This window comes from Aliarcobacter vitoriensis (assembly GCF_003316695.1).
Taxonomy (GTDB): Bacteria; Campylobacterota; Campylobacteria; order Campylobacterales; family Arcobacteraceae; genus Aliarcobacter; species Aliarcobacter vitoriensis.
This window is the reverse complement of the sequence record NZ_PDKB01000001.1, coordinates 26,291-52,697: the sequence shown is the minus strand read 5'-3', so window position 1 is coordinate 52,697 and position 26,407 is coordinate 26,291. Positions and strand designations below refer to the sequence as shown.

At 27.5% G+C, this 26,407-nt stretch carries 25 protein-coding genes; 7 read left to right on the top strand and 18 right to left on the bottom strand.

Annotation, left to right across the window (positions count from 1 at the left end; all coding sequences use genetic code 11):
• Positions 1-4: 4 nt before the first annotated feature.
• From CRU91_RS00245 to pseB, 6 genes are read right to left on the bottom strand one after another with little or no spacing between them, the layout of a single operon-like run.
• Positions 5-538 (bottom strand): hypothetical protein, encoded by a 534-nt coding sequence (locus CRU91_RS00245; RefSeq protein WP_113892221.1) that lies wholly within the window; start codon positions 536-538, stop codon positions 5-7.
• Entirely contained in the window at positions 522-1,553 is a 1,032-nt protein-coding gene (gene pseI / locus CRU91_RS00240; protein ID WP_113892219.1) for a pseudaminic acid synthase, read from the bottom strand. Before pseI ends, CRU91_RS00245 begins: the two co-directional genes overlap by 17 nt.
• Positions 1,550-2,467, bottom strand: a complete 918-nt coding sequence (pseG, locus tag CRU91_RS00235) for a UDP-2,4-diacetamido-2,4,6-trideoxy-beta-L-altropyranose hydrolase (protein WP_113892217.1) — start codon at positions 2,465-2,467, stop codon at positions 1,550-1,552. The genes pseI and pseG overlap by 4 nt, the downstream gene beginning before the upstream one ends.
• A 1-nt stretch (position 2,468) precedes the next feature.
• Complete coding sequence (gene pseF / locus CRU91_RS00230) at positions 2,469-3,182, bottom strand: pseudaminic acid cytidylyltransferase (RefSeq protein ID WP_113892215.1); 714 nt, start codon at positions 3,180-3,182, stop codon at positions 2,469-2,471.
• On the bottom strand, positions 3,175-4,302 hold the full coding sequence (gene pseC, locus CRU91_RS00225) for a UDP-4-amino-4,6-dideoxy-N-acetyl-beta-L-altrosamine transaminase (RefSeq protein ID WP_113892214.1): 1,128 nt from the start codon (positions 4,300-4,302) through the stop codon (positions 3,175-3,177). The genes pseF and pseC overlap by 8 nt, the downstream gene beginning before the upstream one ends.
• Before the next feature lies 1 nt (position 4,303).
• Positions 4,304-5,296 (bottom strand): UDP-N-acetylglucosamine 4,6-dehydratase (inverting), encoded by a 993-nt coding sequence (gene pseB / locus CRU91_RS00220; protein WP_113892212.1) that lies wholly within the window; start codon positions 5,294-5,296, stop codon positions 4,304-4,306.
• A 110-nt stretch (positions 5,297-5,406) separates the two neighbouring features.
• Between pseB and CRU91_RS00215 the strand changes: the two genes are divergently transcribed.
• Together CRU91_RS00215 and recA are read left to right on the top strand one after the other, a co-directional pair.
• Positions 5,407-5,595, top strand: a complete 189-nt coding sequence (locus CRU91_RS00215) for a hypothetical protein (RefSeq protein ID WP_113892210.1) — start codon at positions 5,407-5,409, stop codon at positions 5,593-5,595.
• A gap of 95 nt (positions 5,596-5,690) precedes the next feature.
• Positions 5,691-6,743 (top strand): recombinase RecA, encoded by a 1,053-nt coding sequence (gene recA, locus CRU91_RS00210; protein WP_113892208.1) that lies wholly within the window; start codon positions 5,691-5,693, stop codon positions 6,741-6,743.
• A 25-nt stretch (positions 6,744-6,768) separates the two neighbouring features.
• Here recA and CRU91_RS00205 read toward each other — a convergent pair whose 3' ends face one another.
• Genes CRU91_RS00205 through topA form a run of 3 tightly spaced genes read right to left on the bottom strand, consistent with a single transcriptional unit; the run spans position 6,769 to position 10,441 of the window.
• Positions 6,769-7,617 carry a biotin synthase gene (locus CRU91_RS00205; protein ID WP_113892206.1) on the bottom strand — a complete coding sequence of 283 codons (849 nt, stop codon included), beginning with the start codon at positions 7,615-7,617 and terminating at the stop codon, positions 6,769-6,771.
• Positions 7,607-8,119, bottom strand: coding sequence for a YfcE family phosphodiesterase (locus CRU91_RS00200; protein WP_113892204.1), 513 nt, complete (start codon positions 8,117-8,119; stop codon positions 7,607-7,609). Before CRU91_RS00200 ends, CRU91_RS00205 begins: the two co-directional genes overlap by 11 nt.
• Positions 8,120-10,441: a type I DNA topoisomerase gene (gene topA / locus CRU91_RS00195; RefSeq protein WP_113892202.1), complete on the bottom strand. Its 2,322-nt coding sequence runs from the start codon at positions 10,439-10,441 to the stop codon at positions 8,120-8,122.
• A gap of 144 nt (positions 10,442-10,585) precedes the next feature.
• On the opposite strand from topA, the gene CRU91_RS00190 reads away from it, so the two are divergent.
• Positions 10,586-11,095 (top strand): hypothetical protein, encoded by a 510-nt coding sequence (locus CRU91_RS00190; RefSeq protein ID WP_113892200.1) that lies wholly within the window; start codon positions 10,586-10,588, stop codon positions 11,093-11,095.
• A gap of 3 nt (positions 11,096-11,098) precedes the next feature.
• Here the strand turns inward: CRU91_RS00190 and CRU91_RS00185 are convergent, their stop codons facing one another.
• Positions 11,099-11,320 carry a hypothetical protein gene (locus tag CRU91_RS00185; protein ID WP_113892198.1) on the bottom strand — a complete coding sequence of 74 codons (222 nt, stop codon included), beginning with the start codon at positions 11,318-11,320 and terminating at the stop codon, positions 11,099-11,101.
• A 178-nt stretch (positions 11,321-11,498) separates the two neighbouring features.
• Here CRU91_RS00185 and CRU91_RS00180 point away from each other — a divergent pair, with 178 nt between their 5' ends.
• Positions 11,499-11,765, top strand: a complete 267-nt coding sequence (locus tag CRU91_RS00180; RefSeq protein WP_113892196.1) for a TM2 domain-containing protein — start codon at positions 11,499-11,501, stop codon at positions 11,763-11,765.
• Positions 11,766-12,160: 395 nt separating this feature from the next.
• On the opposite strand, the gene CRU91_RS00175 is transcribed toward CRU91_RS00180, so the two are convergent.
• Genes CRU91_RS00175 through CRU91_RS00140 form a run of 8 tightly spaced genes read right to left on the bottom strand, consistent with a single transcriptional unit; the run spans position 12,161 to position 23,362 of the window.
• Positions 12,161-15,262: a type I restriction endonuclease subunit R gene (locus CRU91_RS00175; RefSeq protein ID WP_113892194.1), complete on the bottom strand. Its 3,102-nt coding sequence runs from the start codon at positions 15,260-15,262 to the stop codon at positions 12,161-12,163.
• Complete coding sequence (locus tag CRU91_RS00170; protein ID WP_113892192.1) at positions 15,252-16,484, bottom strand: AAA family ATPase; 1,233 nt, start codon at positions 16,482-16,484, stop codon at positions 15,252-15,254. The genes CRU91_RS00175 and CRU91_RS00170 overlap by 11 nt, the downstream gene beginning before the upstream one ends.
• Position 16,485: 1 nt before the next feature.
• Positions 16,486-17,637, bottom strand: a complete 1,152-nt coding sequence (locus CRU91_RS00165) for a restriction endonuclease subunit S (protein WP_113892191.1) — start codon at positions 17,635-17,637, stop codon at positions 16,486-16,488.
• A complete protein-coding gene (locus CRU91_RS00160) occupies positions 17,634-19,175 on the bottom strand; it encodes a type I restriction-modification system subunit M (protein WP_113892189.1) in 1,542 nt (513 codons plus the stop codon). Before CRU91_RS00160 ends, CRU91_RS00165 begins: the two co-directional genes overlap by 4 nt.
• A gap of 18 nt (positions 19,176-19,193) precedes the next feature.
• Positions 19,194-19,976 carry a UDP-N-acetylmuramate dehydrogenase gene (locus CRU91_RS00155; protein WP_113892187.1) on the bottom strand — a complete coding sequence of 261 codons (783 nt, stop codon included), beginning with the start codon at positions 19,974-19,976 and terminating at the stop codon, positions 19,194-19,196.
• The gene (locus tag CRU91_RS00150) at positions 19,973-20,842 is read right to left on the bottom strand and encodes a menaquinone biosynthesis family protein (protein WP_113892185.1); all 870 of its coding nucleotides are present in this window, start codon (positions 20,840-20,842) and stop codon (positions 19,973-19,975) included. The genes CRU91_RS00155 and CRU91_RS00150 overlap by 4 nt, the downstream gene beginning before the upstream one ends.
• Positions 20,843-20,845: 3 nt before the next feature.
• Entirely contained in the window at positions 20,846-21,616 is a 771-nt protein-coding gene (locus CRU91_RS00145; protein WP_113892183.1) for a hypothetical protein, read from the bottom strand.
• Between the two features lie 12 nt (positions 21,617-21,628).
• On the bottom strand, positions 21,629-23,362 hold the full coding sequence (locus CRU91_RS00140; protein ID WP_113892181.1) for an ATP-binding protein: 1,734 nt from the start codon (positions 23,360-23,362) through the stop codon (positions 21,629-21,631).
• 119 nt (positions 23,363-23,481) lie between these two features.
• Here CRU91_RS00140 and CRU91_RS00135 point away from each other — a divergent pair, with 119 nt between their 5' ends.
• The 3 genes from CRU91_RS00135 to dauA are packed head-to-tail and all read left to right on the top strand — an operon-like array spanning position 23,482 to position 26,404.
• The gene (locus CRU91_RS00135) at positions 23,482-24,093 is read left to right on the top strand and encodes a tetratricopeptide repeat protein (protein ID WP_113892179.1); all 612 of its coding nucleotides are present in this window, start codon (positions 23,482-23,484) and stop codon (positions 24,091-24,093) included.
• The gene (locus CRU91_RS00130; RefSeq protein WP_113892177.1) at positions 24,094-24,732 is read left to right on the top strand and encodes a tetratricopeptide repeat protein; all 639 of its coding nucleotides are present in this window, start codon (positions 24,094-24,096) and stop codon (positions 24,730-24,732) included.
• A 40-nt stretch (positions 24,733-24,772) separates the two neighbouring features.
• Entirely contained in the window at positions 24,773-26,404 is a 1,632-nt protein-coding gene (gene dauA, locus CRU91_RS00125; protein WP_113892175.1) for a C4-dicarboxylic acid transporter DauA, read from the top strand.
• The last annotated feature ends 3 nt before the right edge of the window (positions 26,405-26,407 follow it).

Below are 26,407 nucleotides of genomic sequence, written 5' to 3'. Positions count from 1 at the left end.
CTCTTTAGTTAAAGTTATATTCTATTTTATCTAAATATTTTTTAATAGGGTTTATTAATTTTGAGTTTTTATGTTTTTCCCAGATTTCTTTAGAAAGTTTCAAATAAAAATATTCGATATCTTCTTTAAAACTTTTAAAACCAAAGTTTTTATTAAAATTTATTGCTTGTAGATTACTCTTTTTTACAAAGGAGTGAATATCTTCATCAAATCTTTCAAAAATAAAATTTAAAAATATATAAGTTGAAACTGATTTTAAAATAGGATTTGAGTTATTCTTAAAGTATAATCCCCAACTAAGTTCTTTTTCATTTTTTACAAAATTAACTGAGCCAAAAAGTTCATTTTCACAAAAAATAGCAAAATATTTTTTATTTGATGAGGTCTTTAAAGAATTTATAAAATTAATATGATTTTTTAAACTTATTAGTTCAGTATTAATCATATTCTCTCTTATATATGTTTGGTTTCTAAGCTCTAAAATTTCTTCAATTTCATTATTGTTTAAAAATATAAAATCTTTAAAAATTATTTTCAAATCTATCTCCAAATTTATAGTCTTTTGTAGCAGTTTTTCCTAGAATGTCTTTTAAATATTTTGGATGAAGTCCATAAAATGGTCGTACACTTTTTATATTATTTTCACTAAAAACTTCACCAGTTTTTATATCTTTTGAAACATATAAACTTCTTGCAAATCTTCTTTGTTTTTTTCTTTTTTCATTTAGACTGTAATCTACAGTTCCAATTAATTTTTCAGTATCTCTTATAGCTTTTATCATTTCATGGAATTCTTCTTTATCTAAAGAAAATTTACAATCTACTCCACCAATTGTTTTATCAATAATAAAATGCTTTTCTATAACTTTTGCACCTAAAGTTACTGCAACAACTGGAGCGATATAGCCCATTGTGTGATCAGAAAAACCAATTTCAACTCCAAAAGTTTCTTTCATATTTGAGATAGTTTTTAAATTGGCTTCATGTAGTGGTGCTGGATATTCACTTGTACATTTTAGAAGTATGATATTATTGTTTCCCACACTTTTACAAATTTCTATAACATCTTGAATTTCATCTATTGTAGCAATTCCTGTACTTATAATAATTGGTTTTTGTTTACTTGCTGTATATCTAACTAATTCGTAATCAGTTATTTCAAAAGATGCTATTTTGTAAGCTGTTGGATTTAAAGTTTCTAAAAAATCAACTGCACTTTTATCAAAAGGAGTTGAAAAAATATCTATATCTAAACTTCTTGCATAATCAAATAATTCTTTATGCCATTCCCATGGAGTATAAGCTTCTTGATATAATTCATAAAGATTTTTGCCATCCCATAAAGTTCCACCATCTATCATAAAATCAGGATTTTTACTATTTAGTGTAATTGTATCAGCAGTATATGTTTGAAGTTTTATAGCATTTGCACCTATTTCTTTAGCGGCTTTTATTGTATCAAGTGCAGTTTGTAAGCTACCATTATGATTTGCACTAAGTTCTGCAATAATAAAAGTTCCATCTTTTTTTAAATCAAAAGTACCTATTTTCATTTTTTCTCCAAAAATAGCTTTATATATTTTTTTAAAATTTTTTTATTTAACTCTTTCATAACATAATATCCATTTTTTTTAAGATATTTATACATATCAATTTGATTTTTGGCTGTTTTAATAGCAATAAATGGAATATCTAAATAATAAACTTCATTTACAGTAACACTTGGTGTTACAATAGCAAAATCACTTTTTATCATAAGGTTTGCTATTTCATTTGAGTTTATGTATAAATTTATCCATTTTTTATTTTTACAATATTTTGTTAGTTTTTCTAAATTTTTATTTGCTATTGTTGTTACAATATTTACTTTAATAGACTTGTTAGAAACTTTGTTTATAGCTTTTAATATTTTGATATTTAGATTTTTATGGTCTGCTCCACCCATAGCAATAAATATAGTTTTAACTTTTACATTTTTTGTTATTGTATTTTGTTGCTTTTTTGCCTCTAAAAACTCTTTTCTTAGAAGAGTATGCTTCTTTCCACATCTTAATTCACAATTTTTAGGTACTAAATTTATATATTTTTCTTCATTTGCACTTATATTATGATTTAATAAAATATCACAATAGTGCTTTTCATAAGTATCATCAAAAACAAAAATTTTTAAAGTAGGGTTTTCTTCTTTCAATTTTTTTTCAAAATTATAATTTATGTCGTAATGGTCAATTATAATCATAGATATATTTAGTTTTTTTATAAGTTGGTTTAAATCTTCAAAATTATTAGTTTTTAGAAGTTCAATTTGGTAATTTTCTTCAACTATTTTATGATTTATATTTCCTTGTAAATTTTGTGTTGCAAAAATAATATTATCTTTTGGAAATTGCTTTGCTAAAACTAAATCTCTCATAATATGACCAGTTCCAATATATGAAGAAGAATCTGCTCTTATTAAAATATTCATACTATTTTTCACTTTTTTGATTTTCAGATTTTTTTATGGCTTCATACATAAATTCAGCTCTAGTCCAGTCTTCAAGTGTATCAATATCTTGAACTAAGTATCTTGGTAAGATTATAGGAATACTATCTTTGCCAAAAATAATTTCATTTGAGTTTATATTTAAGTTTGTCCAATAAAACTGCCCTGCATCTTGATAAGCCTCTTCTAAATCTTGGCTTCGTTTCATAAAATTTTCAGGCCAAAACATCTCACATCTTTCATTTGGTGTTACTTTAAAAGTTCTTTGTATTGGAAATGGCATAGAGGTACAAGAAAAGGCATTTTTTGCATTTGAATTTTTTAGTTTAGTAAATCCTTCAATCAAATATTTTTCATTTAAAAGAGGAGCTGTAGCATAAATAGTACAAACAAAATCTATTTTGTCACCTTGTTCTTTTAAAAAGTCTATTGCATGACTTACAACAGCACCTGTGCCTGTGAAATCATTACTTAACTCTTTTGGTCTTATAAATGGAACTTCAGCTTCATATTCTTTTGCAATTTTTGCAATTTCCTCATCATCAGTTGAAACTATAACTTTATCAAAAAGTTTTGATTTTAGAGCAGCCTCAATACTATATGCAATTAGTGGTTTTCCATGAAAATCTTTTATATTTTTTTTAGGGATTCGTTTACTTCCACCTCGAGCTGGAATTATTGCTACACAGTTAGACATTTAAAATTTCTAATAAATTTTTTATAACATATTCTTGTTCATCTTCACTTAAACTAGGATACATAGGAAGAGAAAAACATTCTTCATAATATTTATCCATAATTGGATTTTTTTCATCTCCATAACCTAAATTTCTATAAAAAGGTTGTTTATTTATAGGAATATAGTGAAGTTGTAAACCTATGTTTTTTTCTTTCATTTTGTTAAATAATTCTATTTTTGAAATAGTTAATTTTGAAAAATCAACTCTTACTACATAAAGGTGATAAGATGAATTTCCGTCATATAGATATAAGGGATTTATGTTAGTTTTTTCAAAAGCTTTATCATATTTTAAAGCAATATTTTTTCTCTTTTCTATAAAATCATCAAGTTTTTTTAACTGACTAATGCCCAAAGCACAAGCAATGTCAGTTATTCTATAATTAAATCCTAAAGATTGCATTTCATAATACCAAGGTGCAATTTCTGATTTTCTTACCATTCCATGTGCCCTAAGTTCTAATAGTTTTTCATAAAGCTCTTTTGAATTTGTAGTAATTGCTCCACCTTCACCAGTAGTTATATGTTTAACTGGATGAAAAGATAAGATACTACAATCACTGTTTGTGCAACTGGCAGATTTTATTTCACCAAAAGTCGCTCCAATACTATGTGCACAATCTTCTAATATTTTAATATTATATTTATTTTTTAAATATTTCAGTTTATCTTGATTTATTGGATTTCCACTAAAATGTACAACATATATAGCTTTTATTGAAGAATCTTTTTTTAGCTCTTCTTCACAAATATCTAAATCTATATTTCCATCATCTTTTATATCTACAAAAATTGGTTTTGCACCAACATAAAGTATAGAGTTTGAAGTGGCTAAAAAAGAGTTTGGAGAGGTTAAAACTTTGTCATTTCTATTTAAAAGTACAAGGGAAGCTAGATGAAGTGCTGCAGTTCCATTTGCTACAGCGACACAATATTTTACATTACAATATTTTGCAAGTTTTTCTTCAAATTCTTTTATTTTCGGTCCAGTTGTTAAGAAATCAGATTTTAATGTTTCAACCAGACTATTTATATCATCTTCACCTATAGTTTGTTTTCCATATGGTATGAAGTTCATATTAAATCTCTTTTATCATTTTTAGTAATTCTTCTTTTGAAAGCCACTGTGTATTATTGGCAGAGCTATATTCAAAGCCTTGAGAAACGCTTTTTCCAATTTCATTTAAAATATTTTTTGAATAATCTCTATAACCAGTAAATCTTATAGTTGGAGCAATTACAAAATGGTCATCAAATTCATAAGTTAAGTGACTATCATCTGCTGGACACATAATTTCATGTAATTTCTCACCAGGACGAATTCCTATAATTTCATGTGGTAAATTTGGTGCCATTGCATATGCTAAGTCTACTATTTTCATAGATGGGATTTTAGGAATAAATATTTCTCCTCCTTGCATCCTTTTAAAGTTTTTAAGTACAAAATTCACGCCTTGATTTAAAGTAATCATAAATCTTGTCATTTTTTCATCAGTTATTGGTAAAGAAGTTGTATTTTCATTTAATAGTTTGTTGAAATAAGGAATAACTGAACCTCTACTTCCTATCACATTTCCATATCTTACAACTGAAAATCGAATATCTCTATCTCCTACTAAATTATTTGCAGCAACAAAAAGTTTATCAGAGGCTAATTTTGTAGCACCGTAAAGATTTACTGGATTTGCTGCTTTATCTGTTGAAAGAGCAATTATTCTAGAGACACCATTTTCAATTGCTGCATCAATTACATTTTGTGCACCATTTATATTTGTTTTAATACATTCCATAGGATTATATTCAGCAATTGGAACATGTTTAAGTGCAGCTGCGTGAATTACAAAATCCACACCTTTCATAGCTTTTTTTAATCTGTCAGGATCTCTTACATCTCCAATAAAGTATCTCATACATTTATCATTATATTCTTGTGACATCTCATATTGTTTTAATTCATCTCTGCTATATATTATAATTTTATTTGGCTTATAATGTTTTAGCAAAATTTCAGTATATTTTTTACCAAAGCTTCCTGTTCCACCAGTTATTAATATATTTTTACCATTAAACATATTTTGTCCCAATTATTCAGATTTGCTTGTATTCTATCTAATTTTCAATTTATTTAATATTTTATTTTATTATGTAATAATAAAAATTAACTTTATATGGAAAAGAGAAAATGAAAGAAATTATCCCAGATAATATTTTAAAAATACAAAAAAAACTTGCAAATTTTGAAAAAGATTCAAGAAATTATAAAAAATATACAAAAATATTAGCAAAACATATAAAATCTCATACTATGCAACAAAGAGTAAAAGCGCATATAAAAGTAATTGAAACTATACAAAATCTAAATAAGAAATAAAAATATTGCAAATTGTAATATTTTTATGAATTTTTAAAATTTTTAGCTAAGATTTCAACATAAGATAAAAAATAACAAAAAAAGAGGTAGTCACAATGGATGAAAATCAAAAAAAATCACTTGAACTTGCTATAAAACAAATAGATAAAGCTTTTGGAAAAGGAACTTTAATAAGACTTGGAGATAAAGAAGTTATCCCAACAGAAGCCATCAGTACAGGTTCTTTAGGACTTGATTTATCTTTAGGTGTTGGTGGGCTTCCAAAAGGAAGAGTTATAGAGATATATGGACCAGAAAGTTCAGGAAAAACAACTTTAACTTTACATGCTATTGCAGAAGCTCAAAAAGCTGGTGGTGTTTGTGCTTTTATTGATGCTGAACATGCTTTAGATGTAAAATATGCGAAAGATATTGGAGTTGATACAGATAATTTACTTGTTTCTCAACCAGATTTTGGAGAACAAGCTTTAGAAATCCTTGAGACTGTTATAAGAAGTGGTGCAGTTGATTTAGTTGTAGTGGATTCTGTTGCTGCACTTACTCCAAAAGTAGAAATTGATGGAGATATGGATGACCAACAAGTTGGTGTTCAAGCAAGACTTATGAGTAAAGCTTTAAGAAAAGTAACTGGTCTTTTAAGTAAGATGAATTGTACAGTTATTTTTATTAATCAAATAAGAATGAAAATAGGTATGACAGGATATGGAAGCCCCGAAACAACAACTGGTGGAAATGCACTTAAATTTTACTCTTCAGTAAGACTTGATATAAGAAGAATAGCAACGCTAAAACAAGGTGAAAATTCTATTGGAAATAGAGTAAAAGTAAAAGTTGTAAAAAATAAAGTTGCAGCTCCATTTAAACAAGCAGAGTTTGATATTATGTTTGGGGAAGGTATTTCTAAAACTGGTGAAATAGTTGATTATGGTGTTAAACTTGATATTATTGACAAAGCTGGTTCTTGGTTTAGTTATGGTGATACAAAAATAGGTCAAGGTAGAGAAAATGCCAAAGTATTTTTAAAAGATAATCCAGAAATTTCAAAAGAAATAGAAGATAAAATCCTAAATTCTATGGGTGTAAATGATGCAATTATCACTGGGGGAAGTGATGACAGTGAAGAAGATAGCTCTTCTTTAGATGACTAAAATAAATAAGAGTTTTTACTCTTATTTATTGATGACAAGCAAAGGCTATCTCATATCCTAAAGCTGTAACGGCTTTTATATCATCTTCAGCACTCGCTCCTCCAGTTGTTAAATAATCTCCGACAACAAGTGCATTTGCACCATGTTTAAATACATCATATTGATTTTCACCAAACATTACTTCTCTTCCACCAGCAATCATTAGCATTTGATTTGGTAAATAACTTCTTGATAATTCAACCAATTTAAATGCTTCTTCTTTTGTTAAAGGGTTTTTTACCAAAGGAAGTGCATCATTTGGATGGAAAAAATTGATAGGAACAGACATAGGTTCTAAAGAAGCAATAGATTCAAGCATAGAAATTCTATTTTCTTGAGTCTCTCCTAAGCCAAAAATTCCTCCTGTACAAAGATGAAGTCCAGCTTTTTTTGCATCTAAACAAGTATTATATCTATCATCCCAAGAGTGTGTTGTACAAATTTGGCTATAAAATTCTCTAGCTGTTTCTAAATTATGATTGTAATTTTCTACACCATGTTTTTTCAACTCTTTTAACTGCTCAAAACTAGCAATTCCATTACAGGCAATAATTGAAATATCTGGAACTGCTTTATGCACAGCATCAGCAGCTCTACAAACATAATCAAGTCTTTTATCATCAAGTCCTGTTCCAGCAGTAACTAAGCAAAATCCAACAGCTTTATTTTCTCTTGCTCTTTTAGCTTCTTCAACTATTAGATCTATCTCTTTTCTTCTGTATCTTTGAATATCTGCTTTGTATTTAACACTTTGCGTACAAAATTGACAATCTTCGTTGCAAGTTCCACTTTCAATATTTGAAATTGCACATAAATATATTTTATTATCGCTCATATTTAAACTCTTCTTTCATAAAATTTTTTTGATTTACATCTTTATAATAGTGTGTGATTATATACTCATTTTGATTAATCTCAAGTTTTAAACAAGATATAATTGGCTTCTGTATTGCACAAACTTCACCAGGATTTAAATATAATCTTTTATTTACATATTCACAATGAAACTGATGCGTATGACCAAAAATCACAATATCTGTATCAGGACTTAAATGAAGTGGCAAGTGCATAAGTTTAAAACTAATATCTTCTATTTTAAAATAGTATGGCTCTTTTTTAATATTATATTCTGATGATAAATCAAACAAATCTCTATCATTATTCCCAAAAACTGATATATATTTTAGATTTGAATCTTCTAAATTTTTAATATTTTCTTCACAACAAAAATCCCCAGCATGAATTAAATATTTGCATCTTTCATTTTTGAATAATTCAACAACTTCTTTTTGATAAGCGACTTTAAAATGGCTATCAGATAGTATTCCTATTCGCATCTACTCTTTTTTTGTTGTTTTTTTAATAGTTGTTTTGCTTACTCTTCTTACTGGTTTTTTTGTAGCTTTACTATCTTTTTCTATTATTTCTAAACACTCTTCTAAAGTTAAATCTTCTGCAACTTTACCTTTTGGTATTTTAAAGTTTTTTCTACCTTGTTTGATATATGGACCATATTGTCCAATTTGTACAGATATTTTTTCTTTTGCAAACTCTTTTATTAAAGCTTTACTTTTTGCTTCATCAATCTCTTTTATTATCTCTTTTGCTCTTGTTTCACCAACAGTATATGGATCATCAGTTTTTAATGAGTAGTATTTTGTTTTTACTTGTAAATATGGTCCAAATCTTCCAATATTTGCTTTTATCTCTTCACCATTTTCAGTTAATCCGACAACTCTTGGAAGTGTAAATAAGAATAAAGCTTCTTCAAGTGTTATTGTATCCATATTTAAATTATCTGGAATTGCAACAAATTTTGGTTTTTCTTCATCATCTTTTGTTCCAATTTGTACAAATGGACCAAATCTCCCAATTCTTGCACTCACAGGTTTTCCAGATTTTGGATCAATTCCAAGCTCTCTTACTTGTGAATAATCAGCTTTACTTATATTCTCTTCTTTATCTTTTATAGTGTCTTTAAACCCTGTATAAAAGTTTTTCATAACATCAGTCCAAACTTTTTTACCATCAGCAATATCATCAAACTCTTCTTCAATTCTTGCAGTAAAGCCTAAATCAATTATATTTGAGAAGTGATCAGTTAAAAAACTATTTACAATTTCCCCTGTTGGAGTTGGTGCTAATTTTTTATCTTCTGTTTTTACTACATACTCACGTGCCTGAATAGTTGAAATTGTTGGAGCATAAGTTGATGGTCGCCCTATTCCTTCACTTTCAAGCTTTTTTACTAAAGAAGCTTCAGTATATCTTGTAGGTGGTTTTGTAAAGTTTTGTTCACTTTGTAAATTTTCTAGCTCTAAAATAGTTCCAACTTTTATATTTGGTAATAACTTTTCTGTACTATCAAGTGCAGCTTCTGGATTATCACTACCTTCAGTGTAAGCTTTCATAAATCCAGCAAAAATAATTCTTTGACCTTTTACTTGAAATTCAAACTCTTTATTTTTTCCAGCCTCTATTTTATATGTTGTATTTGCAATTTTAGCTTGTGCCATTTGAGTAGCTATTGTTCTTTTCCAAATAAGACTATAAAGTCTATATTGAGCATTGTCCAAATACTCTTTTACATAACTTGGTTTTAAACTCATATCAACAGGACGAATTGCTTCGTGTGCTTCTTGAGCTCCTTTTGAACTTGCTTTAAAAACTCGTGGGCTTTTAAGAGCATAATCTTTTCCATACTCCTCTTCAATAACTTTCTTAGCAGCACTTGTAGCAATAGTTGAAAGATTTAAAGAGTCTGTTCTCATATAAGTGATAAGTCCGCCTGTATGATTTGGAATATTTGCTGTATTTCCTTCATATAACTGTTGTGCTACCATCATAGTTTGTGCTACACTAAGCCCTATTTTTCTACTTGCTTCTTGTTGTAAAGTTGAAGTTGTAAAAGGAGCTGCTGGATTTCTTGTGCTATCTTTTTCTTCAATATCTATAAGTTGATATATTCCTTGATTTAATGAAGCCTCAATTTTTAAAGCTTCTTGTTCATTTGATATTTTTACATTTTTTCCATTTTGTTTTGCAAGTTCTGATTTTAGTTCTGGATTTATAAAATCAGCTTTTATTTTCCAATACTCTTCTGGAATAAACTCTCTTATTTCATTTTCTCGTTCAACTATTATTCTTACTGCAACACTTTGTACTCTTCCAGCACTAAGTCCATATCTTACTTTCTTCCAAAGTAATGGTGAAAGTTCATATCCAACAGCTCTATCTAAAATCCTTCTTGCTTGTTGGGCATCAACTAAATTTTGATCAACATCTCTTGGATTTTCCAAAGCTTTCAATATTGCATCTTTTGTAATTTCGTGAAAAACTATTCTTTTTATTGGGTTTTTTTCTATTTTAAGAGCTGGTATTAAGTGCCAAGCAATAGCTTCTCCCTCTCTATCTTCATCGGCCGCTAAATAGATAGTTGTATCTTTTGAGATTTGCTTTTTAAGTTCACTTATAACTTTCTTTTTATCAGTGCTTACTTGATAACTTGGTTTAAAGTTATCATCTGGATCAAATCCTAAAGTTGATTTTGGCAAATCTCGTACATGACCCATAGATGCCATAACGGTAAAATCTTTACCTAAGAATTTTGAGATTGTTTTTGCCTTTGCTGGAGACTCCACTATTACTAAATTTTTCACTTAAATTACCTTCATATTTTCTAAAAGCTTGCATTCTAGCATAAAAAATGTAATATTATAGTAATGTATAAATCTTTTTTTAAATATTGTTAGCTATAAATCTTTCTTTTGGTAAAATTATTTTTATTAATTAAGGAATCAAAATTGAAAATCATAAAACTAGAAAAAAAACATAAAGATGATTTTATATATATCAATCAAGACACAAAACAAACTTTAGAAAATCCAGATTTTTTCATAGGTTTTTTTAGCAACAATGAAATAGATGAATTTTTAAAAGATGACAAAAAAGCTATATTTTATGGATGTTTAGAAGGTGAGCACTTAATAGCTTTATCTGGATTGATTTTTGATGTTGAAGATTTTTATGATGAATTAACACTTCTTAATATAAAGCTTACTGATTGTGTAGAAATAGGTGCTTCTATGACTTTATTAAGCGCTAGAGGAAAAGGTTGTATGCTAAACATAAATAAAGAGTTAATAAAAATAGCAAAAGCTAAAAATATAAAATATCTTTTAGCTACTGCTCATCCTAATAATATTGCAAGTAATAAATCTTTAACAAATTTGGGTATGAAATTTATAAAAGAGTACAAAAGACATGGCTATTTAAGAAACTTGTATATTAAAGATTTAACAACTTTAATCTAAGTATTAAATCTTATTTTTTGTTTCATCATTTAAATTTTTATATTTTTGTAGTTGAGTTTTGATATGTTCAATTATACTATTTGGGGCATGTGGTAATAAATCTATGATTTCTCTAACTTCTTTTGATTGTTTATAGTTGTACTCTGTTGCAAATTCAATATTAAAGTGAAAAAGCTCTTGTTCACTCACTCCTAAAACTTCGGCTATATATGGAATAAGTTCCACTTTTAACTCTCTTTTTCCGTATAAGTAACCTAATATTGTTTGAGAAGAAGGAGTTTCTAAAGTTCTTTTTAGCTTTGGTTCAAGTGAAATAAGCCTATTTGCAAACTCTTGTTTTAATATATTCTTTTCTTCTAATAAATAGTTTATCTTTTCGAAACTTCCAAAAGATGCATATTATATGCAAGAGAAATTATATAATTTAGATGATAAAAAAACAAGTTACATAACTATGCTAAATTTAAAAAGCCCTATAATGAGGTTGATTTTAGGTTTATTTTTAGGTGGATTAGGAGTAGATAGATTTTACAAAGGCGATATAGGACTTAGTATTTTAAAACTACTAACTCTTGGTGGTCTTGCAATTTGGACTATTATAGATTTATTTTTAGTTTTTAAAGGGATAAAAAAAGATAACTTGCAAAAAGTTCAACAAGCATTGCTTTAAAATATGTTTAATTTAGTAAAATATTTTCATATAGGTAATTGGGCTGTAGTACAAAACAAATTTAGTGATTTGCCTAATAAACAAAAAAAATTATTATTAATTCAAGATTTTAAAACCCCAGAATTTGTTATTTTTTTGGACTTATCGGGGGAACTTTTGCTTTAGATAGATTTTATATTGGGGATATTTTTATTGGTATTTTAAAATTAACTATTTTACTACCATTAACAATACTATATTTATTAGCAATATTTTCAATTTTAGAAGATGATTATCTTGATTTTCTAAAATTTTTCATTCTAACATAAAATTTGTAAGATTTTCTTAATATTATAAATGTTTTTATAATTTAGAATTTTTGATAACTTTTAAATAGTAGTATTTTTTTAATCCAACTAAATCTTTCCACCTACTCCTTTAAACTTTTCAACAAAAGAAGAAATTTTTTGAAAAACACTCTGTTTTTTTGTTAAATATTGAGGATTAAGTGGACTCATTTTTGGTAATATCGAATTTAATTCCGTACCATTTTCACTTGCATATTCTCTTTTTAGTGATGAAATTATATACCTTTTTGTGGCTTCTTCATTTAAATTTTCATCAGATATTAATGTATTTATTTCTTTGTCTTGCTCTATTTGTGCAAATTTATAAAACACATCAAGAATACTTGCCTTATCTAAAATTTCATCTAAATTTGTTTGATTTATAAAATCTACAACCAAACTCTCTTTAGCACGATTTCCCAAACTAGCACGAATTAATCTTCTTACTTCTTCAATCAATGTAGTTTTATCTTTAAGCTTTTTATTATGTTCAAAGATTAACTCTAAAATATAATCAAGATTAATCTCTTGAGATTTAAGTAAATCAATCTCAAATACTATATCATTCCAGTCAATCTTAGAACTCTCTTTTTCATTAGAAGTTTTTTCTCTTCTAATCCATTCCCTTATATCATTATAAGTTGATTTATAATCTTGAATAGTTCGCTCTGTTGGTATTTTAATATTTTGCATTTTATTAAAATCTTCATCACTTAAATAGTATTTAGTTTTAAACTCTTCTATTTCATCACTATTATCAATATCCAACTCTTGTAAAGCTTTTAAAGCTGTAAACTCATCATAATTTTGTAATACATTTTCAGCTTTTAAATACTCTCCAAATAGTTTTACAAACTCTTTTTTATCTTTATCTTTTTCTATTTCATCAGAATTTGGGAATTTTTGTTCAAGTTCAACTATAATATCTAAATAACCTCTTCTAGCTTCTTTCGTTACTATATCTGTAAAACCTTGCATATACTCTTCATAGCTTTTTTCTAAAACTATATTTTTAGTATTTTTATCTCCAAATAAAGTTATAGCATCGATAGTTGCTTGTTCTAAATCTCTAAAAGTTACAATATTTCCAAAAGTTTTTGTGGCATCATATATTCTATTTGTTCTTGAATAAGCCTGTATTAAACCGTGGTATCGTAGGTTTTTATCAACAAATAAAGTATTTAAAGTTTTTGCATCAAAACCAGTTAAAAACATTCCTACAACTATAAGTAAATCAACTTCTTTATTTTTTACTCTTTTTGCTAAATCCTTGTAGTAGTTTTCAAAGCTTTTATTTTCAACACTATAAGAAGTTTTAAATATTTTATTGTAATCATCAATTGCACTACTTAAAAACTCTTTTGCACTTGCTTCCATTGCAGTTGGTTCAAAATTTTCATCTGAAATATCCCCTATTGCATCTTGTGTTTCATTTGCTGCAAATGAAAAGATAGTAGCAATTTTCAGAGGTCTTTCTTTGCCTTTTTGCAAGTTTTTAAACGCTTCATAATAAAGCTTTGCTGCATCTACACTACTTACTGCAAACATTGCATTAAAACCATTTGCACCCATTTGCAAACGATGAGTTTTTTGATTAAAATTATTTAAAATATATTGTGTGATTTCATTGATTCTTTTAGGTTGTAGTAATGCTTGTTTAGTTTCAATAGAGCTTAGTTTTTTCTCATCTTGTTCACTTTCAAAAGCTTTAAACTGTGGTCGAACATCATTGTAATCCACTTTAAATTTTAAAACTTTCTCATCTCGTATAGCATCTGTAATAACATAAGAGTGCAATTCTGTTCCAAATACACTAGCAGTAGTTTCAGCTCCAAGTGCATTTTCAGGAAAAATTGGAGTTCCTGTAAATCCAAATTGATAGAATTTTTTAAATTTTTTCTTTAGATTTTTTTGTGCTTCTCCAAATTGACTTCTATGAGCCTCATCAAAAATAAAAACTACTTGCTTATTATAAATATCTAAATTATCTTCGCTTTTCATTAAATTATTTAGTTTTTGTATAGTTGTAACGATGATTTTATTATCATCTTTTTCAATATTTCGTTTAAGTCCTGCTGTGCTATCACTTCCATTTACACTATCTGGTGAAAATTTTTGATACTCTTTCATAGTCTGATAATCTAAATCTTTTCTATCAACCACAAAGAATACTTTATCTATAAAATTAAGTTTTGTTGCTAATCTTGCCACTTTAAAACTAGTTAGAGTTTTTCCACTTCCTGTTGTATGCCAAATATACCCACCACTTTTATCATTTGACCAATTTTTGGCTAAATATGAACTATTTATTTTCCAAATAATTCGCTCTGTTGCTGCTATTTGATAAGGTCGCATTATGAGTAAAGTATTGCTTGTATCAAATACACAATAGTTAATCAACACATCTAATAAACTACTTTTTTGGAAAAATGTTGCTGTAAAATCTTTTAAATCTTTTATGTGAGTATTATCAGATTTTGCCCAATTCATTGTGAAATCAAAACTATTTTTATCTCTTTTTGTAGTATTTGCAAAGTATCTGCTATCTGTTCCATTTGTTATAACAAAGATTTGCAGATATTTATATAAAGAATTTTCTGCATTAAAACTCTCTTTTGAGTATCTATGAATTTGGTTAAAAGCTTCTCTTATAGAAACTCCTCTTTTTTTAAGTTCTATTTGGACAAGTGGTAAACCATTTACCAAAATAGTTACATCATAGCGATTGGTTTGTGTTCCTTTTTGAGAAAATTGCTTAATAATTTGTAGTTTGTTTCTTGTAATATTTTTTTTATCAAAAAGATATATATTTTGAATACGACCATCGTCAAAAACAAAATCATAGATATAATCATCGTGAATTTTTCTTGTTTTTTCTACAATATTATCGCTTGGTTTATCCAAATACTCTTCTAAAAAACGATTCCATTCACTATCTTTAAACTCTACACGGTTAAGTTTTTGAAGTTGAAGCCTTACATTTTCTAATAATTTAACAGGAGTATTTACATCACTTAAAAACTCGTAACCTTGGTTTTGCAAATCCTTTATTAGTTCATTTTCAAGTTCTGCTTCACTTTGATAAGAGCTTCCATCTTGCTCTATTTTTATATATTTATCTAAAACTATAAAGTTATTTGATTGGGCTATTGCTTTTGCTTCAAGACTCATTGTGTTCTACCTCTTTCCAAAAACTATATTCATTTATTAAATGTTCAAGTAAGTAATTAACAGTATTTTTTTCCTCTGGAGTAGGCTCACTAACTTCTTCATTTGATAAACTTTTATGACTATAAAGATTAATACGCCTAACATAAGAGTCTCTAGCTTCTGTAGGTAATAATTGAGACCATTGAGGGTAACCTAAAAAACTTGCTGTTTTTTCATATAAATTACGCAACAACATGAAATGAAATTTTTCTATACCATTATTATTAACTGCTTTTTTAATTGTTTCTATTAAAAATAAATGATAAGAGAAATTTTTATTTGAATCACCATATTTTTCATTCAATTCAAAAGTTCCATCTTCATTTTTAGTGAGCATATAACCACTTTTTTTCTTATTAATTTCGAGTTCATTATATAAGACATTGTAAAAAAGTGGATTATGAGTACTAATAATAAACCTTAATTTATGTTTTTCAAAATTACTAGATTTTATCAATTGTGCTAAATCAATTGCCAACTCTATTAAGTGATTTTCATCTAATGAACTGACTGGATCATCTATAAATATATATTCTAAAGAGTCAAATTGACTTGATTCTTGTTCATCTTTTACACTCATGACTTGCTTTAAAAGTGTATAAAATACACTCCAAATAAAGTTACTCTCTTCCCCTTTTGAAATTTTTATATTTTCTATACTATTTGCATCTCCTCGCCTAAAAGAAAAGCTAACTTCAGAAAAAGCTCTTACTATAGAAGTTGGGTCATTTTCATCTTTTAAATATTGTTGATTAAATTTCGGTGTCAATTTATCATCAGTATATCGCTGAAAATTAGCTATAATATTTTGATCCTGCCCTTGTTCTTTCAAAATCCAATCAGTAAAAGAGTTAGATTTAATTATTAATTTTGGTTCAATATCATATTCTAAATCATTGTCCCAAGAAAACAAGTCTTCTGTAAAAGCATTGTAATAGAGTATTTTTTCTCTAGTTTTTTCACTTTCCTCATAATCATTTTTTGGAGAGATTAGCTGTTGAAATTCTTTTGATAGCCTTGTTTTTCCTGTACCATTAAAAGCATAAATAAGTTGTACTTTAGGAATTTGTTTTGTTTCTTCAACTTCTTTTGCTGCGATTTGCTTAGTTTCTGTCTTTACAATTTTTTTTATAATCTTAGGTGTACTTAATTGTTTGGCGATTTCTTGTAATGTTTGTGCCATATTATATCTCTATACCTTTTTTTGGAAATGTCAAAAGTAAATCTCTATAATACTCATATTGTTTTTGTCTAAGCTCTATCTCTTTTGGTAAACCCTTACTAATTGAGTTTGTTAAAGTGTCAAATTTATCTAAGATAGATACGATTCTTTCTTGTTCTTCTAGTGATGGAAGAGGAATATTTATTTTGTAAAACTTGTTATGTGGTAAATCTGGTACTGTTCCACCTGATGCAACTTGTAGTAATTTTCCAAACATTACTTTACTATTTAAAACTGTGTACATATATCTTTTATTTATATTTTCAAAACAATTAACCTTAAAGAAATTATTATGAAAACAACCTTTTACTCCTGTAATAATTTTTCCAGTACTTCCAGTTCTTGTTACTAAAATATCATCGTAATCACAAATAACTGATTGAGAAGGAGATTCTATATAATATTTTTCATCAATTCCTTTTAGAAATTGTACTGTTATATAAAAATATCTATTTTCTCCAGCCTCTGTTTTTCTATCACTTATTGGGATTTGTAAACCTTGATTAACAGTACAAAGTTGACCTAAAGGAACCATTTCATAATTATTCTCAAATAACAACTTTGTTTCATAATATTCGTATTGTTTTTTTCGTGATGTAAGCTCCGCTGTAAGCTCCGCTGTAAGCTCCGTGAAATTGTCCAATATTCGGACAATTTCACTTTGCACTTCTAAAGATGGGATTGGGATTAATTTAGTAGAAAAATTACTAATCCATTGCCTCTTATGGTCTCCATCTATTAAATCACTTGGTAGAGTATTTAACCAATAATAAATATATTTTAGTAAAACTTCTGATTCATCTTTTGATGTAATCATCTTCATTGCTGATGATTTAGATTTAAAATCAAAATCTACCCATTTATTAGCAGTTGTAAAATCATCAAAGATAATTACAGGTTTTTTTGATGCTTCATAAAGTCCTGTTATTTCATCGGTAAACCCAAGAATAAAAGTTTTACCAGCTGTTAAAACTGGTATTTTAAACTCATTACTATAGTTTTTTGATTTAACTAAATATTTTGTAGGTTGTTCATAATTTGCAACTTCCCCCAAAGGCTTCCACTCAACCTCTACACCCTCAAGCAGTTCTTTTATAGAAATTTTTTCACTCATGCTTCAATCTCCGCTATGATTTTATCTATTTCACTTCTAAGATTGTCTATTTTTGCAACTGTGATTTTTAGTTCATCATTTAGCTTTTTTATATCTATTTTTTCTCTTATATCTTTGGCTTCTACATAAGAGCTAACTGAAAGATTGTAATCATTTTGCTCTATTGTCTCAATATCTACACATTTAGTAAAGTGTTCAATATCTTCTTTACTATCGAATACTTTTAGTATTTGTTCTATATGTTCATCTGTAAGAATATTGTTATTTGTCTGCTTTTTATAAAGTTCACTTGCATCGATAAACTGTGTTTTTGTATCTTTTTTATGTTTTGAAAGAACCAATATATTTACAGCGATTGAAGTACCAAAAAAAAGATTTGAAGCTAGTGATATAACAGTTTCTACATAGTTGCCATCTATTAGATATTTTCTTATTTTTTGTTCAGCTCCACCACGATAGAAGATACCAGGAAAACAAACTATCGCTGCTCTTCCTTTAGAAGAGAGATAACTAAGGCAATGCAACACAAAAGCAAAATCTGCTTTTGATTTTGGAGCTAGTACTCCAGCAGGTGCAAATCTATCATCATTTATAAGAGTTGGATCATCACTTCCTATCCAATTTACTGAATATGGTGGATTTGAAACAATAGCATCAAAAGGTTTGTCATCTCCAAAATGTGGATTTATCAAAGTATTACCAAGAGCTATATTAAATTTATCATAGTTGATATTATGTAAAAACATATTCATTCTTGCAAGATTATAAGTTGTGTGATTTATCTCTTGACCAAAGAAACCATCTTCAACTATATGCTTATCAAACTGCTTTTTTGCTTGAAGAAGTAAACTTCCAGAACCTGCTGCGGGGTCATAAATTTTATTTACACTCTCTTGCTTATGCATAGCAAGTTGAGATATAAGCTTTGAAACATTTTGTGGTGTAAAAAATTCCCCACCACTTTTACCTGCATTTGCGGCATATTTTGATATTAAGAACTCATAAGCATCACCAAATAAATCAATATGATTATCCTCAAATTTACCAAAGTTAAGAGCTTCAACACCTTTTAAAACAGCACTTAAACGACTATTTTTATCTATTACCGTATTTCCTAATCTATTGCTTGTAGTATCAAAATCAGCAAATAATCCCTTTATATCTTCTTCAGAATGGTATCCATTTGCACTAGATTCAATACTTGAAAATATTTTTGCTAAATCTGTGTTTAGATTAGGATTTGTATTAGCATCTTTTACAATATTTGAAAAAAGTTGGCTTGGGTAGATAAAATAACCTTTTGTTTTTATAGCATCTTCTTTAATTTCAGAAGTAATAACACTATCTAAAAGAGTTGCATAATTTACACTATCATCTCCACCTTCAATATAATTTGCAAAATTCTCACTAATAAATCTATAAAAAAGAGTTCCCAAAACATATTGTTTAAAATCCCAACCATCAACACTACCTCGAACATCATTTGCTATTTGCCAAATTTGTCGTTGTAGTTCTTCTCGTTGTTGTGTACTTGTCATAGTTTTTGCCCTTATTTTTTACTCAAAGATTATAATCTCTTCTTCCAACTCTATATCAAACTGCTCTTTTACTCTTTGTTTTGCAAGATTTATCAAAGATATTGCATCTTCAAAAGTTCCATTTCCATGATTTACTAAAAAATTTGCATGAGTTTGTGAAAACTCCATATCTCCTACTCTATATCCTTTTAGTCCAACTGCTTCTATCAATCTTCCTGCAAAATCCCCTTTTGGATTTTTAAAACAGCTTCCAGCACTAGCCATTTGAGGTTGATTGTCTCGCATTTTTGTAAATTCATTTTGTTTTTCTTGTGAAAAACCAAACTCTTTATAAAAAACTACTTCATAAACAATAGTGTCTATTTTTGTTTCTCTATATGAAAAATCTAAATTTTCTTTTAAAATATAACCATCTTTTGTTTTTATTGAGTGAATATAGTTGAAAATTTCCCACTGTTTTAATCCAGCATTCATTTTTACTAAACCACCCAAATTCCCTGGTAATTTTGCTAAAAACTCTAAAGAAGCAATATTATTCTTTCTTGTATATGTTAGAAGTTTTCCACTACTCGTTGCACAACCAACATAAATTAAATCATCTTTTTCTTTTATATAGTCAAACTCTTCACCTAAAATAGCAAATTTTTTTTCACAATTTGGTGAAACTAGCAAATTATTTGCTCGACCAATAATTTGAAAATTTTTATAGTCGCCAATTTCGTTGATAACTAAAACTTCTTTTACTCCACCAATATGTATAGAAGAGTATCTTTTAAAATCTATTATTTTAGTGCTATTCATCTACTTCTTAACTCTTCATACTCATTTGGGATTAAAAAGTCTTCTGCTTTTATTAGGTTTTGATAATGTCCACTTTTGTAGCCTAGTTCAAAAAGTTTATTTAGTGCTTTATATTGAACTTCACTCATCTTTACAGAATTATCATTTGCATACAAATCCAAATATTTATCTAAAGTTGGAGCATCAACTCTTATTAAACCTTTTTCTAAGAGCATTGGAGCTAAAGTTTTTCTATTTTTATTTGCTACATCAACAGCTTTTATAAGTGCATTTTCATATTTTATAGCATCATGAAGAGGAATTGAACGACGAAGACACATTCCCCCAAGAGGAAGAGGTAAATCTTCACCATTACAAAGTTCTACCCAAATATCCCAAATTTCCTTTTCTACTTCAAGTTCACTGCTATAAGTTAGAATCGATTCGTGAATTAAAACTCCAGCATCTACAACTCCATCAAGAACAGCTTTTTCAATATCTAAAAAATTCATATATGAAATTCGTGCTTCTGGATAAGCAATTTTAAATAAAAGTGCATTTGTAGTAAACTCTCCACTTAAAGCCACTTTAAAGTTTCGTTTTAACTTAGTGTCTTTTTTTTTGATAAGTTTTGGACCATAGCCCTCACCAAAAGAAACAGCCGTTTTTAAAAGTGCAAAATCATCTTTTACAAATGGATAAAGTGCAAATGAAATAGCACAGATATCGTAAACACCTTTTAAAGTAGCTTGGTTTAAAGTTTCTATATCTAAAGCAATATTTTCAAACTTTGTATTTTCTAAACTAACCCAACCAAATTTGATAGCATAATACATAAAAATATCATCTGCATCAGGAGAGTGTCCTACGCTAATAGTTTTATTCATATATCACTCCTTTTCTATTTTTACTTGTTTATATCTATATTCGTTTGCAACATTCTCAACATTTAGTATTGCAATTGTGCCTGTTAAAGTTTCATCTATTTTCAAAACTCTTTTTAATTTATCGTTTTTAGAAATTATCTCTATATTTTCACCATCTTTTGCTTTTGCTATATTTGCAAAAGTTTGACTTGCTAATAAAAAAGATTTATCTGTTCCAAATAAAGAGTAAACTAAAGTTCCATTAAATGACTTTAAATCTTCAATATCTTCTAATTCAAAATTTTCAAACGAATTAAATTTATTTTGTAAATCTTCATCTAAAAAGAGAACTTCAAAATCTGTATATTTTTTTATAGTTGCTAAAAGTTTTATGATATTTTCAACTCTTTCGTGGTTTTTTATATCATTTCCGATAATCAAAAGTTTAAAATTTGAATTTTTGTAGCTTTCATAAGCCTCTTCAAACTCTTCTTCTCCTGCACTACTTTCAGCTGAAATATATCCTAAATCAAGATTATTTATAAAATTTTGTGTTGTTTTATCACAATTTTTTACAAAAGTATCCAGAATCAAAACACAGATTCCCTCTTCACTTCCTACTTCATATTTTATAAATTGAGTATATATTTTTTTTAATTCAAAATTATCTATTGGATGCATATATGTAAAATTTGTTCCATTTTTACAGGCTTTTTGTAAACTATTTTTTAACTCTTCATCTTCAAAAAATGTTCCAATACTTAAAATATAATCATAATTTTCTATAATTTTCACTCATTTTCCTTCTTAAAAAAATCCAACTTTTGTTTCACTATCAAATTGACCTTTTTTCTCTTTTGATATTTGCTCTTCAAAATCTTTCAAAGTAAATATTGCATTTTCACTAATTGCAAGTTTATAGGCAGTATTTTTTATAACTAACTCTATTTGTCCGCCTGTTAGCTCGTGTTTTGCAACTTTTTCAAAATCAAAATCTTTTTCAAGAGGTAAAGAACTAGGAATTAATTTCTTCCAAAGTTCAACTCTTTGTTCTAGATTTGGTTTTACAAACTCTATTTTATAGTTAAATCTTCTTGAAAATGCCTTATCAAGATTTTCAAGTAAGTTTGTAGTTGCTATTAAAATACCATCAAATCTCTCTATTTGCTCTAAAAAAATATTTTGCATTTGATTGTGCATTTTATCAGCACTACTACTGCTTCCACTACTTCTTGAACTTAAAAATTGGTCAGCTTCATTTAGAAGTAAAACTGGTTCACTTTTTGTTTGCTCTTTTATTTCATTGTATTTATCAAATATTGCTCGTACATTTTTTTCACTCTCACCAATATACATAGATAATATTTTTGAACAATCAAAGCTTAAAACCTCTTTTTTCAAAGATTTTGCTAAAGCTAAAGCTGTAATAGTTTTTCCAGTTCCAGCAACTCCATAAAAGATTATTTTCGCATCAATTCCTCTTTTTTTATCTTTTATTCCCCAAGCTTTTAGCCTATTTATAACACTTTTATCAACTTGTTTTAAAAGATTGTTTAAAGTATCTTTTGTTTTTGGATTTAGTACAACATCACTTAAATTTTTTGTTGTAGATATTAACTCAAACATCTCTTGATCTTTGATGATTGTTTCAAGTTTTATTTTTGCTACATTTGAAGTCTTTTTTGCAGGATGTGATATTTTGTATAAAACTTCATCTGGAATATAAAAGTTTCTATTTATACCACCAAAAGGAGTTAAAACCTCATCATAATCAACTAAATTTTTTGAAATAAGTGTTGAACTCTCTTCAAGTAAACTTCTATATTTTATCTTTTCATAATCATCATTTGAAATAAGTTCAATAAGATAATTCATCTCTCTTAATGTACCATCTCCACCACTATATTCTTCTTTTAAAAGAGCCAAGAAAAGTGTTTTTTCTTGTTCAGAAAGATTATATTCTTTGAAAAAATCTTCTATCATAATTGGGCTTGTAGTAGCAACTATTCTATCTTTTATACGATTCTCAAGAAGTAAAAGTTTATTTTTTAACCTATTTGAACTAGGACTATTTACATCAAAATTTTTTCTAACAATATTTAGTTGTTGTGCTAAATCAATTTTTAAAAATTGATCTTGTAAATACTCTAAATGATCTCCATAATTTTTAATTTCAGGTAAAACAAAATCATTACTTCCATTTTCCAACATCTTTAAATATGCACTAGAAAGTGTAATACTAGAATTTATCAATTCAAGTTTTGATGCTTCATTTAACTTTACTTGATCAAAAGATACTTGAATCAACCAACCAAATTCAAGTAACGATTTAATCAAAATTAGCTTTTCTAAATGCTCATATTTCTCAATATTGTAAAATTGACCTAATATATCAATAACACTTAGAACATCTCTTCCATTTATATACTCTTTTGAAATATATTGTAAAATTTTTGCTTCTTCAACTGAACACTTTAGTTGATTATAAAATTTTGTACTTTCTATATCTTTTGCTTTTAAAAAATTTATTACTTCTTGCATTATTCCTCAATAAATAAAATCTGCTTAAGATTATATGTTATCTTAAATCTTCTTAACTACATATGAATAAAAAAATGATAGAATAGAGCTATTTTAAATTTCAAAACAAGGATTTAACTATGTTTAAAGTTATAAAACTTGCTATTTTAGTAGCTATATTACCTTTTATTGTAGCTTGTTCTAGCCACAATCAAGCAATGAAGGTTTTACCAAATGAACTAGAAATTGCAGACCAATGCAAAAATATGAATATAAATTTTGAGATGGATTGCTATGATTTAATCTCATATAAAAACTCTTTTGCACAAATAAGACTTGGAATTCAAGCACAAAATGTAGGTTTAGCACAAGAAGCTTTGGATAGATACACAAAAGCACAAAAAGCTGGAAACTTTTATTCAAATGCCCTTATTTCAAATCTTTATGCAAATGGTATAGGAGTTGAAGTTGATGAAAAAAAATCTATCAATCTACTAAAAGATGTTCAAGAAGTTGATCCAATCGCAGCATATAGACTATCTTTTTATTACTTTACAGAAAATAATCCACAAAAAGCTATTGAACTTCTTGAATATTCTGCACAAAATGGTGTAAAAGATGCTCAAAAAGATTTAGTTTTGGTATTTTCAAATAATCAATATTTAGAAGAAGATGAAGACAAAAGCCTATATTATGACAATTTATATCAAGATGGGCAAGAAGATTTTACAAAAAAAATATATGGAAGATAGATGTTAAAAAATATATTTATTTCACTTATTGCAATATTTTTATTAACAGCTTGTTCATTTAAAATGCCAGATTTTTTAACATTTGGTTCTAATATAAATTATGAAGAAGAGTTAAAAGAAGCAAATGAGTGCCAATCTATGGAAAATGAATCAAATAAACTGTATTGCTATAAAAATCTATCGACTAACTCATTTGCTAAAATTCGATTAGGTACTTATCATGCTGATAGAAAAGAGTATCAAGAAGCTCTAGCATATCTAAATGAAGCAAAACAAAAAGATAACCTTTTTGCAAATTTACCTATATCTTTTATTTATTATAAAGGTGAGGGAGTAAGAAAAGATATCAATAAATCTTTTGAACTTTTAAAAGAGTCTTCTTCTATTGATCCTGTTGCTGCCTTTCAACTTTCAAGATTTTATCTTCAAGGTATAAATACAAAAGTTGACAATGATAAAGGTGTAGAATTACTAAATTTTGCAGCACAAAAAGGTGTTTTTCAAGCGCAAGAGATGTTAGCAAATATTTATAAACAAGGACTTTTTGAACAAGCAAAAGACCAAGTAAAATATGAATATTGGTTAAATAAAGTAAAATCAAATAAAGAGGATTTAAACCACAAAATATATATTTTCTAAAGATTTATAAAGGTCGCAAGTCTTAACTAAAAGGAAAAAGATGAAAGATAATATTTTATCAGGTCTTACAGTTGGAATTATTGCGTTACCCTTATCTATGGCACTTGCTATTGCAACAGGAGTTCCACCACAACTTGGTCTTTATACAGCAATAATTGCTGGTATTTTTGCAGCCGTTTTTGGAAGTAGTAAAGTAAATATTTCTGGACCAACAGCTGCTTTTATAGTAATTTTAATCCCAATAGTTCAAGAGTTTGGAATAACTGGTCTGCTTTTATGTGGACTTTTATCTGGTGTTATTTTAGTTCTTGTTGGGGTTTTTAAACTTGGAAATTTAATTGAGTTAGTTCCATATCCAGTTACTGTTGGATTTACATCTGGAATAGCAGTTGTAATCGCAACTATTCAAATAAAAGATTTTTTTGGTCTTCATATAGAAAATTTTAGCGGAACTTATATAGATAAAATTATTTTACTTTTTAACTCTTTTTCTACTTTTAATATCTATGAGTTTTTAACTGCAAGTGTAACACTATTCTTGCTAATCATTTGGAGAAAAACAAAAAGTAAACTTCCAGCAGCTTTGGTTGCTTTAGGAGTTGTTGCACTTTTTGTAGCTTTTTTTAATTCTCAATATGGTTTAAATATATCAACAATAAATTCAACTTTTACTTATAATATAAATGGTTTGCAAGGAAATGGAATTCCACCTATTCCTTTACAATTTTCACTTCCTTGGGAGTTTTTAAAACCACATGAAATAAATCTTGATTTACTAATAAAACTTCTCCCTCATGCAGTTGCAATTGCTATTTTAGGGGCTTTAGAATCTCTTTTATGTGCCGTTATTAGTGATGCTATGACAGGAAATAAAACAGATCCAAATAAAGAACTAATTGGGCAAGGTATAACAAATATGGTAGTTCCATTTTTTGGAGGAATTCCAGCAACTGCTGCAATAGCTAGAACAGTTGCCAACATAAACTCTGGTGGAACAACTAAATTATCTTCAATAGTTCACTCAATATTTATTTTAGCATCTATTTTATTTATTGCTCCAATAATATCGTATTTGCCAATGGCTGCCTTATCTGCTCTTTTACTTATGGTTGCTTGGAATATGAGTGAAGTTAAACACTTTATAAATATCTTAAAAACTGCTCCAAGAGATGATATTTATGTTTTACTTACTTGTTTTTCTTTAACTGTTTTAATAGATATGGAAGTTGCTGTTGCTGTTGGTATCGCTCTTGCTTCAATACTATTTATAAAACGAATTATCGATTTATACTCTATTGAACTTGTAAGTGAAAATTTAGAAAGCCATCCTGATATGCCAAAAGATATTTTAATTTATGATATAAATGGACCTATGTTTTTTGGTGCCGCTCAAAAAGCTTTAAAAACTTTAGTAAATATAAATGAACAAAAAAATATCGTAATACTTAATATGAAAAATGTATCAATGCTTGATATGACTGCAATGGTAGCTTTAAAATCTATAATTGATAGTTTTGAAGCAAAAAATAAAAAGCTAATTTTTGCAGGATTAAATCAAAGAGTATTACAAAAATTACAAAGAGCTAAATTTGATTATGTTACAACTTTTTCAAGTATAGAAGACGCTATAAACTATTCAAAAAAATACAAAGTAAAAGAGATGAAAGCATAGATT

Excerpts from the sequence above, each read along its gene's own strand:
- CRU91_RS00135 (WP_113892179.1), top strand. The coding sequence starts at position 23,482 with ATGTTTAAAGTTATAAAACTTGCTATTTTAGTAGCTATATTACCTTTT.
- CRU91_RS00150 (WP_113892185.1), bottom strand. The coding sequence starts at position 20,842 with ATGAATAAAACTATTAGCGTAGGACACTCTCCTGATGCAGATGATATT.
- CRU91_RS00160 (WP_113892189.1), bottom strand. The coding sequence starts at position 19,175 with ATGACAAGTACACAACAACGAGAAGAACTACAACGACAAATTTGGCAA.
- pseB (WP_113892212.1), bottom strand. The coding sequence starts at position 5,296 with ATGTTTAATGGTAAAAATATATTAATAACTGGTGGAACAGGAAGCTTT.
- CRU91_RS00175 (WP_113892194.1), bottom strand. The coding sequence starts at position 15,262 with ATGAGTCTTGAAGCAAAAGCAATAGCCCAATCAAATAACTTTATAGTT.
- CRU91_RS00165 (WP_113892191.1), bottom strand. The coding sequence starts at position 17,637 with ATGAGTGAAAAAATTTCTATAAAAGAACTGCTTGAGGGTGTAGAGGTT.
- pseF (WP_113892215.1), bottom strand. The coding sequence starts at position 3,182 with ATGTCTAACTGTGTAGCAATAATTCCAGCTCGAGGTGGAAGTAAACGA.
- CRU91_RS00180 (WP_113892196.1), top strand. The coding sequence starts at position 11,499 with ATGCAAGAGAAATTATATAATTTAGATGATAAAAAAACAAGTTACATA.
- recA (WP_113892208.1), top strand. The coding sequence starts at position 5,691 with ATGGATGAAAATCAAAAAAAATCACTTGAACTTGCTATAAAACAAATA.
- CRU91_RS00140 (WP_113892181.1), bottom strand. The coding sequence starts at position 23,362 with ATGCAAGAAGTAATAAATTTTTTAAAAGCAAAAGATATAGAAAGTACA.
- pseC (WP_113892214.1), bottom strand. The coding sequence starts at position 4,302 with ATGAACTTCATACCATATGGAAAACAAACTATAGGTGAAGATGATATA.
- CRU91_RS00200 (WP_113892204.1), bottom strand. The coding sequence starts at position 8,119 with ATGCGAATAGGAATACTATCTGATAGCCATTTTAAAGTCGCTTATCAA.
- CRU91_RS00130 (WP_113892177.1), top strand. The coding sequence starts at position 24,094 with ATGTTAAAAAATATATTTATTTCACTTATTGCAATATTTTTATTAACA.
- dauA (WP_113892175.1), top strand. The coding sequence starts at position 24,773 with ATGAAAGATAATATTTTATCAGGTCTTACAGTTGGAATTATTGCGTTA.
- pseG (WP_113892217.1), bottom strand. The coding sequence starts at position 2,467 with ATGAATATTTTAATAAGAGCAGATTCTTCTTCATATATTGGAACTGGT.
- CRU91_RS00205 (WP_113892206.1), bottom strand. The coding sequence starts at position 7,617 with ATGAGCGATAATAAAATATATTTATGTGCAATTTCAAATATTGAAAGT.
- CRU91_RS00155 (WP_113892187.1), bottom strand. The coding sequence starts at position 19,976 with ATGAATAGCACTAAAATAATAGATTTTAAAAGATACTCTTCTATACAT.
- CRU91_RS00170 (WP_113892192.1), bottom strand. The coding sequence starts at position 16,484 with ATGGCACAAACATTACAAGAAATCGCCAAACAATTAAGTACACCTAAG.
- pseI (WP_113892219.1), bottom strand. The coding sequence starts at position 1,553 with ATGAAAATAGGTACTTTTGATTTAAAAAAAGATGGAACTTTTATTATT.
- CRU91_RS00215 (WP_113892210.1), top strand. The coding sequence starts at position 5,407 with ATGAAAGAAATTATCCCAGATAATATTTTAAAAATACAAAAAAAACTT.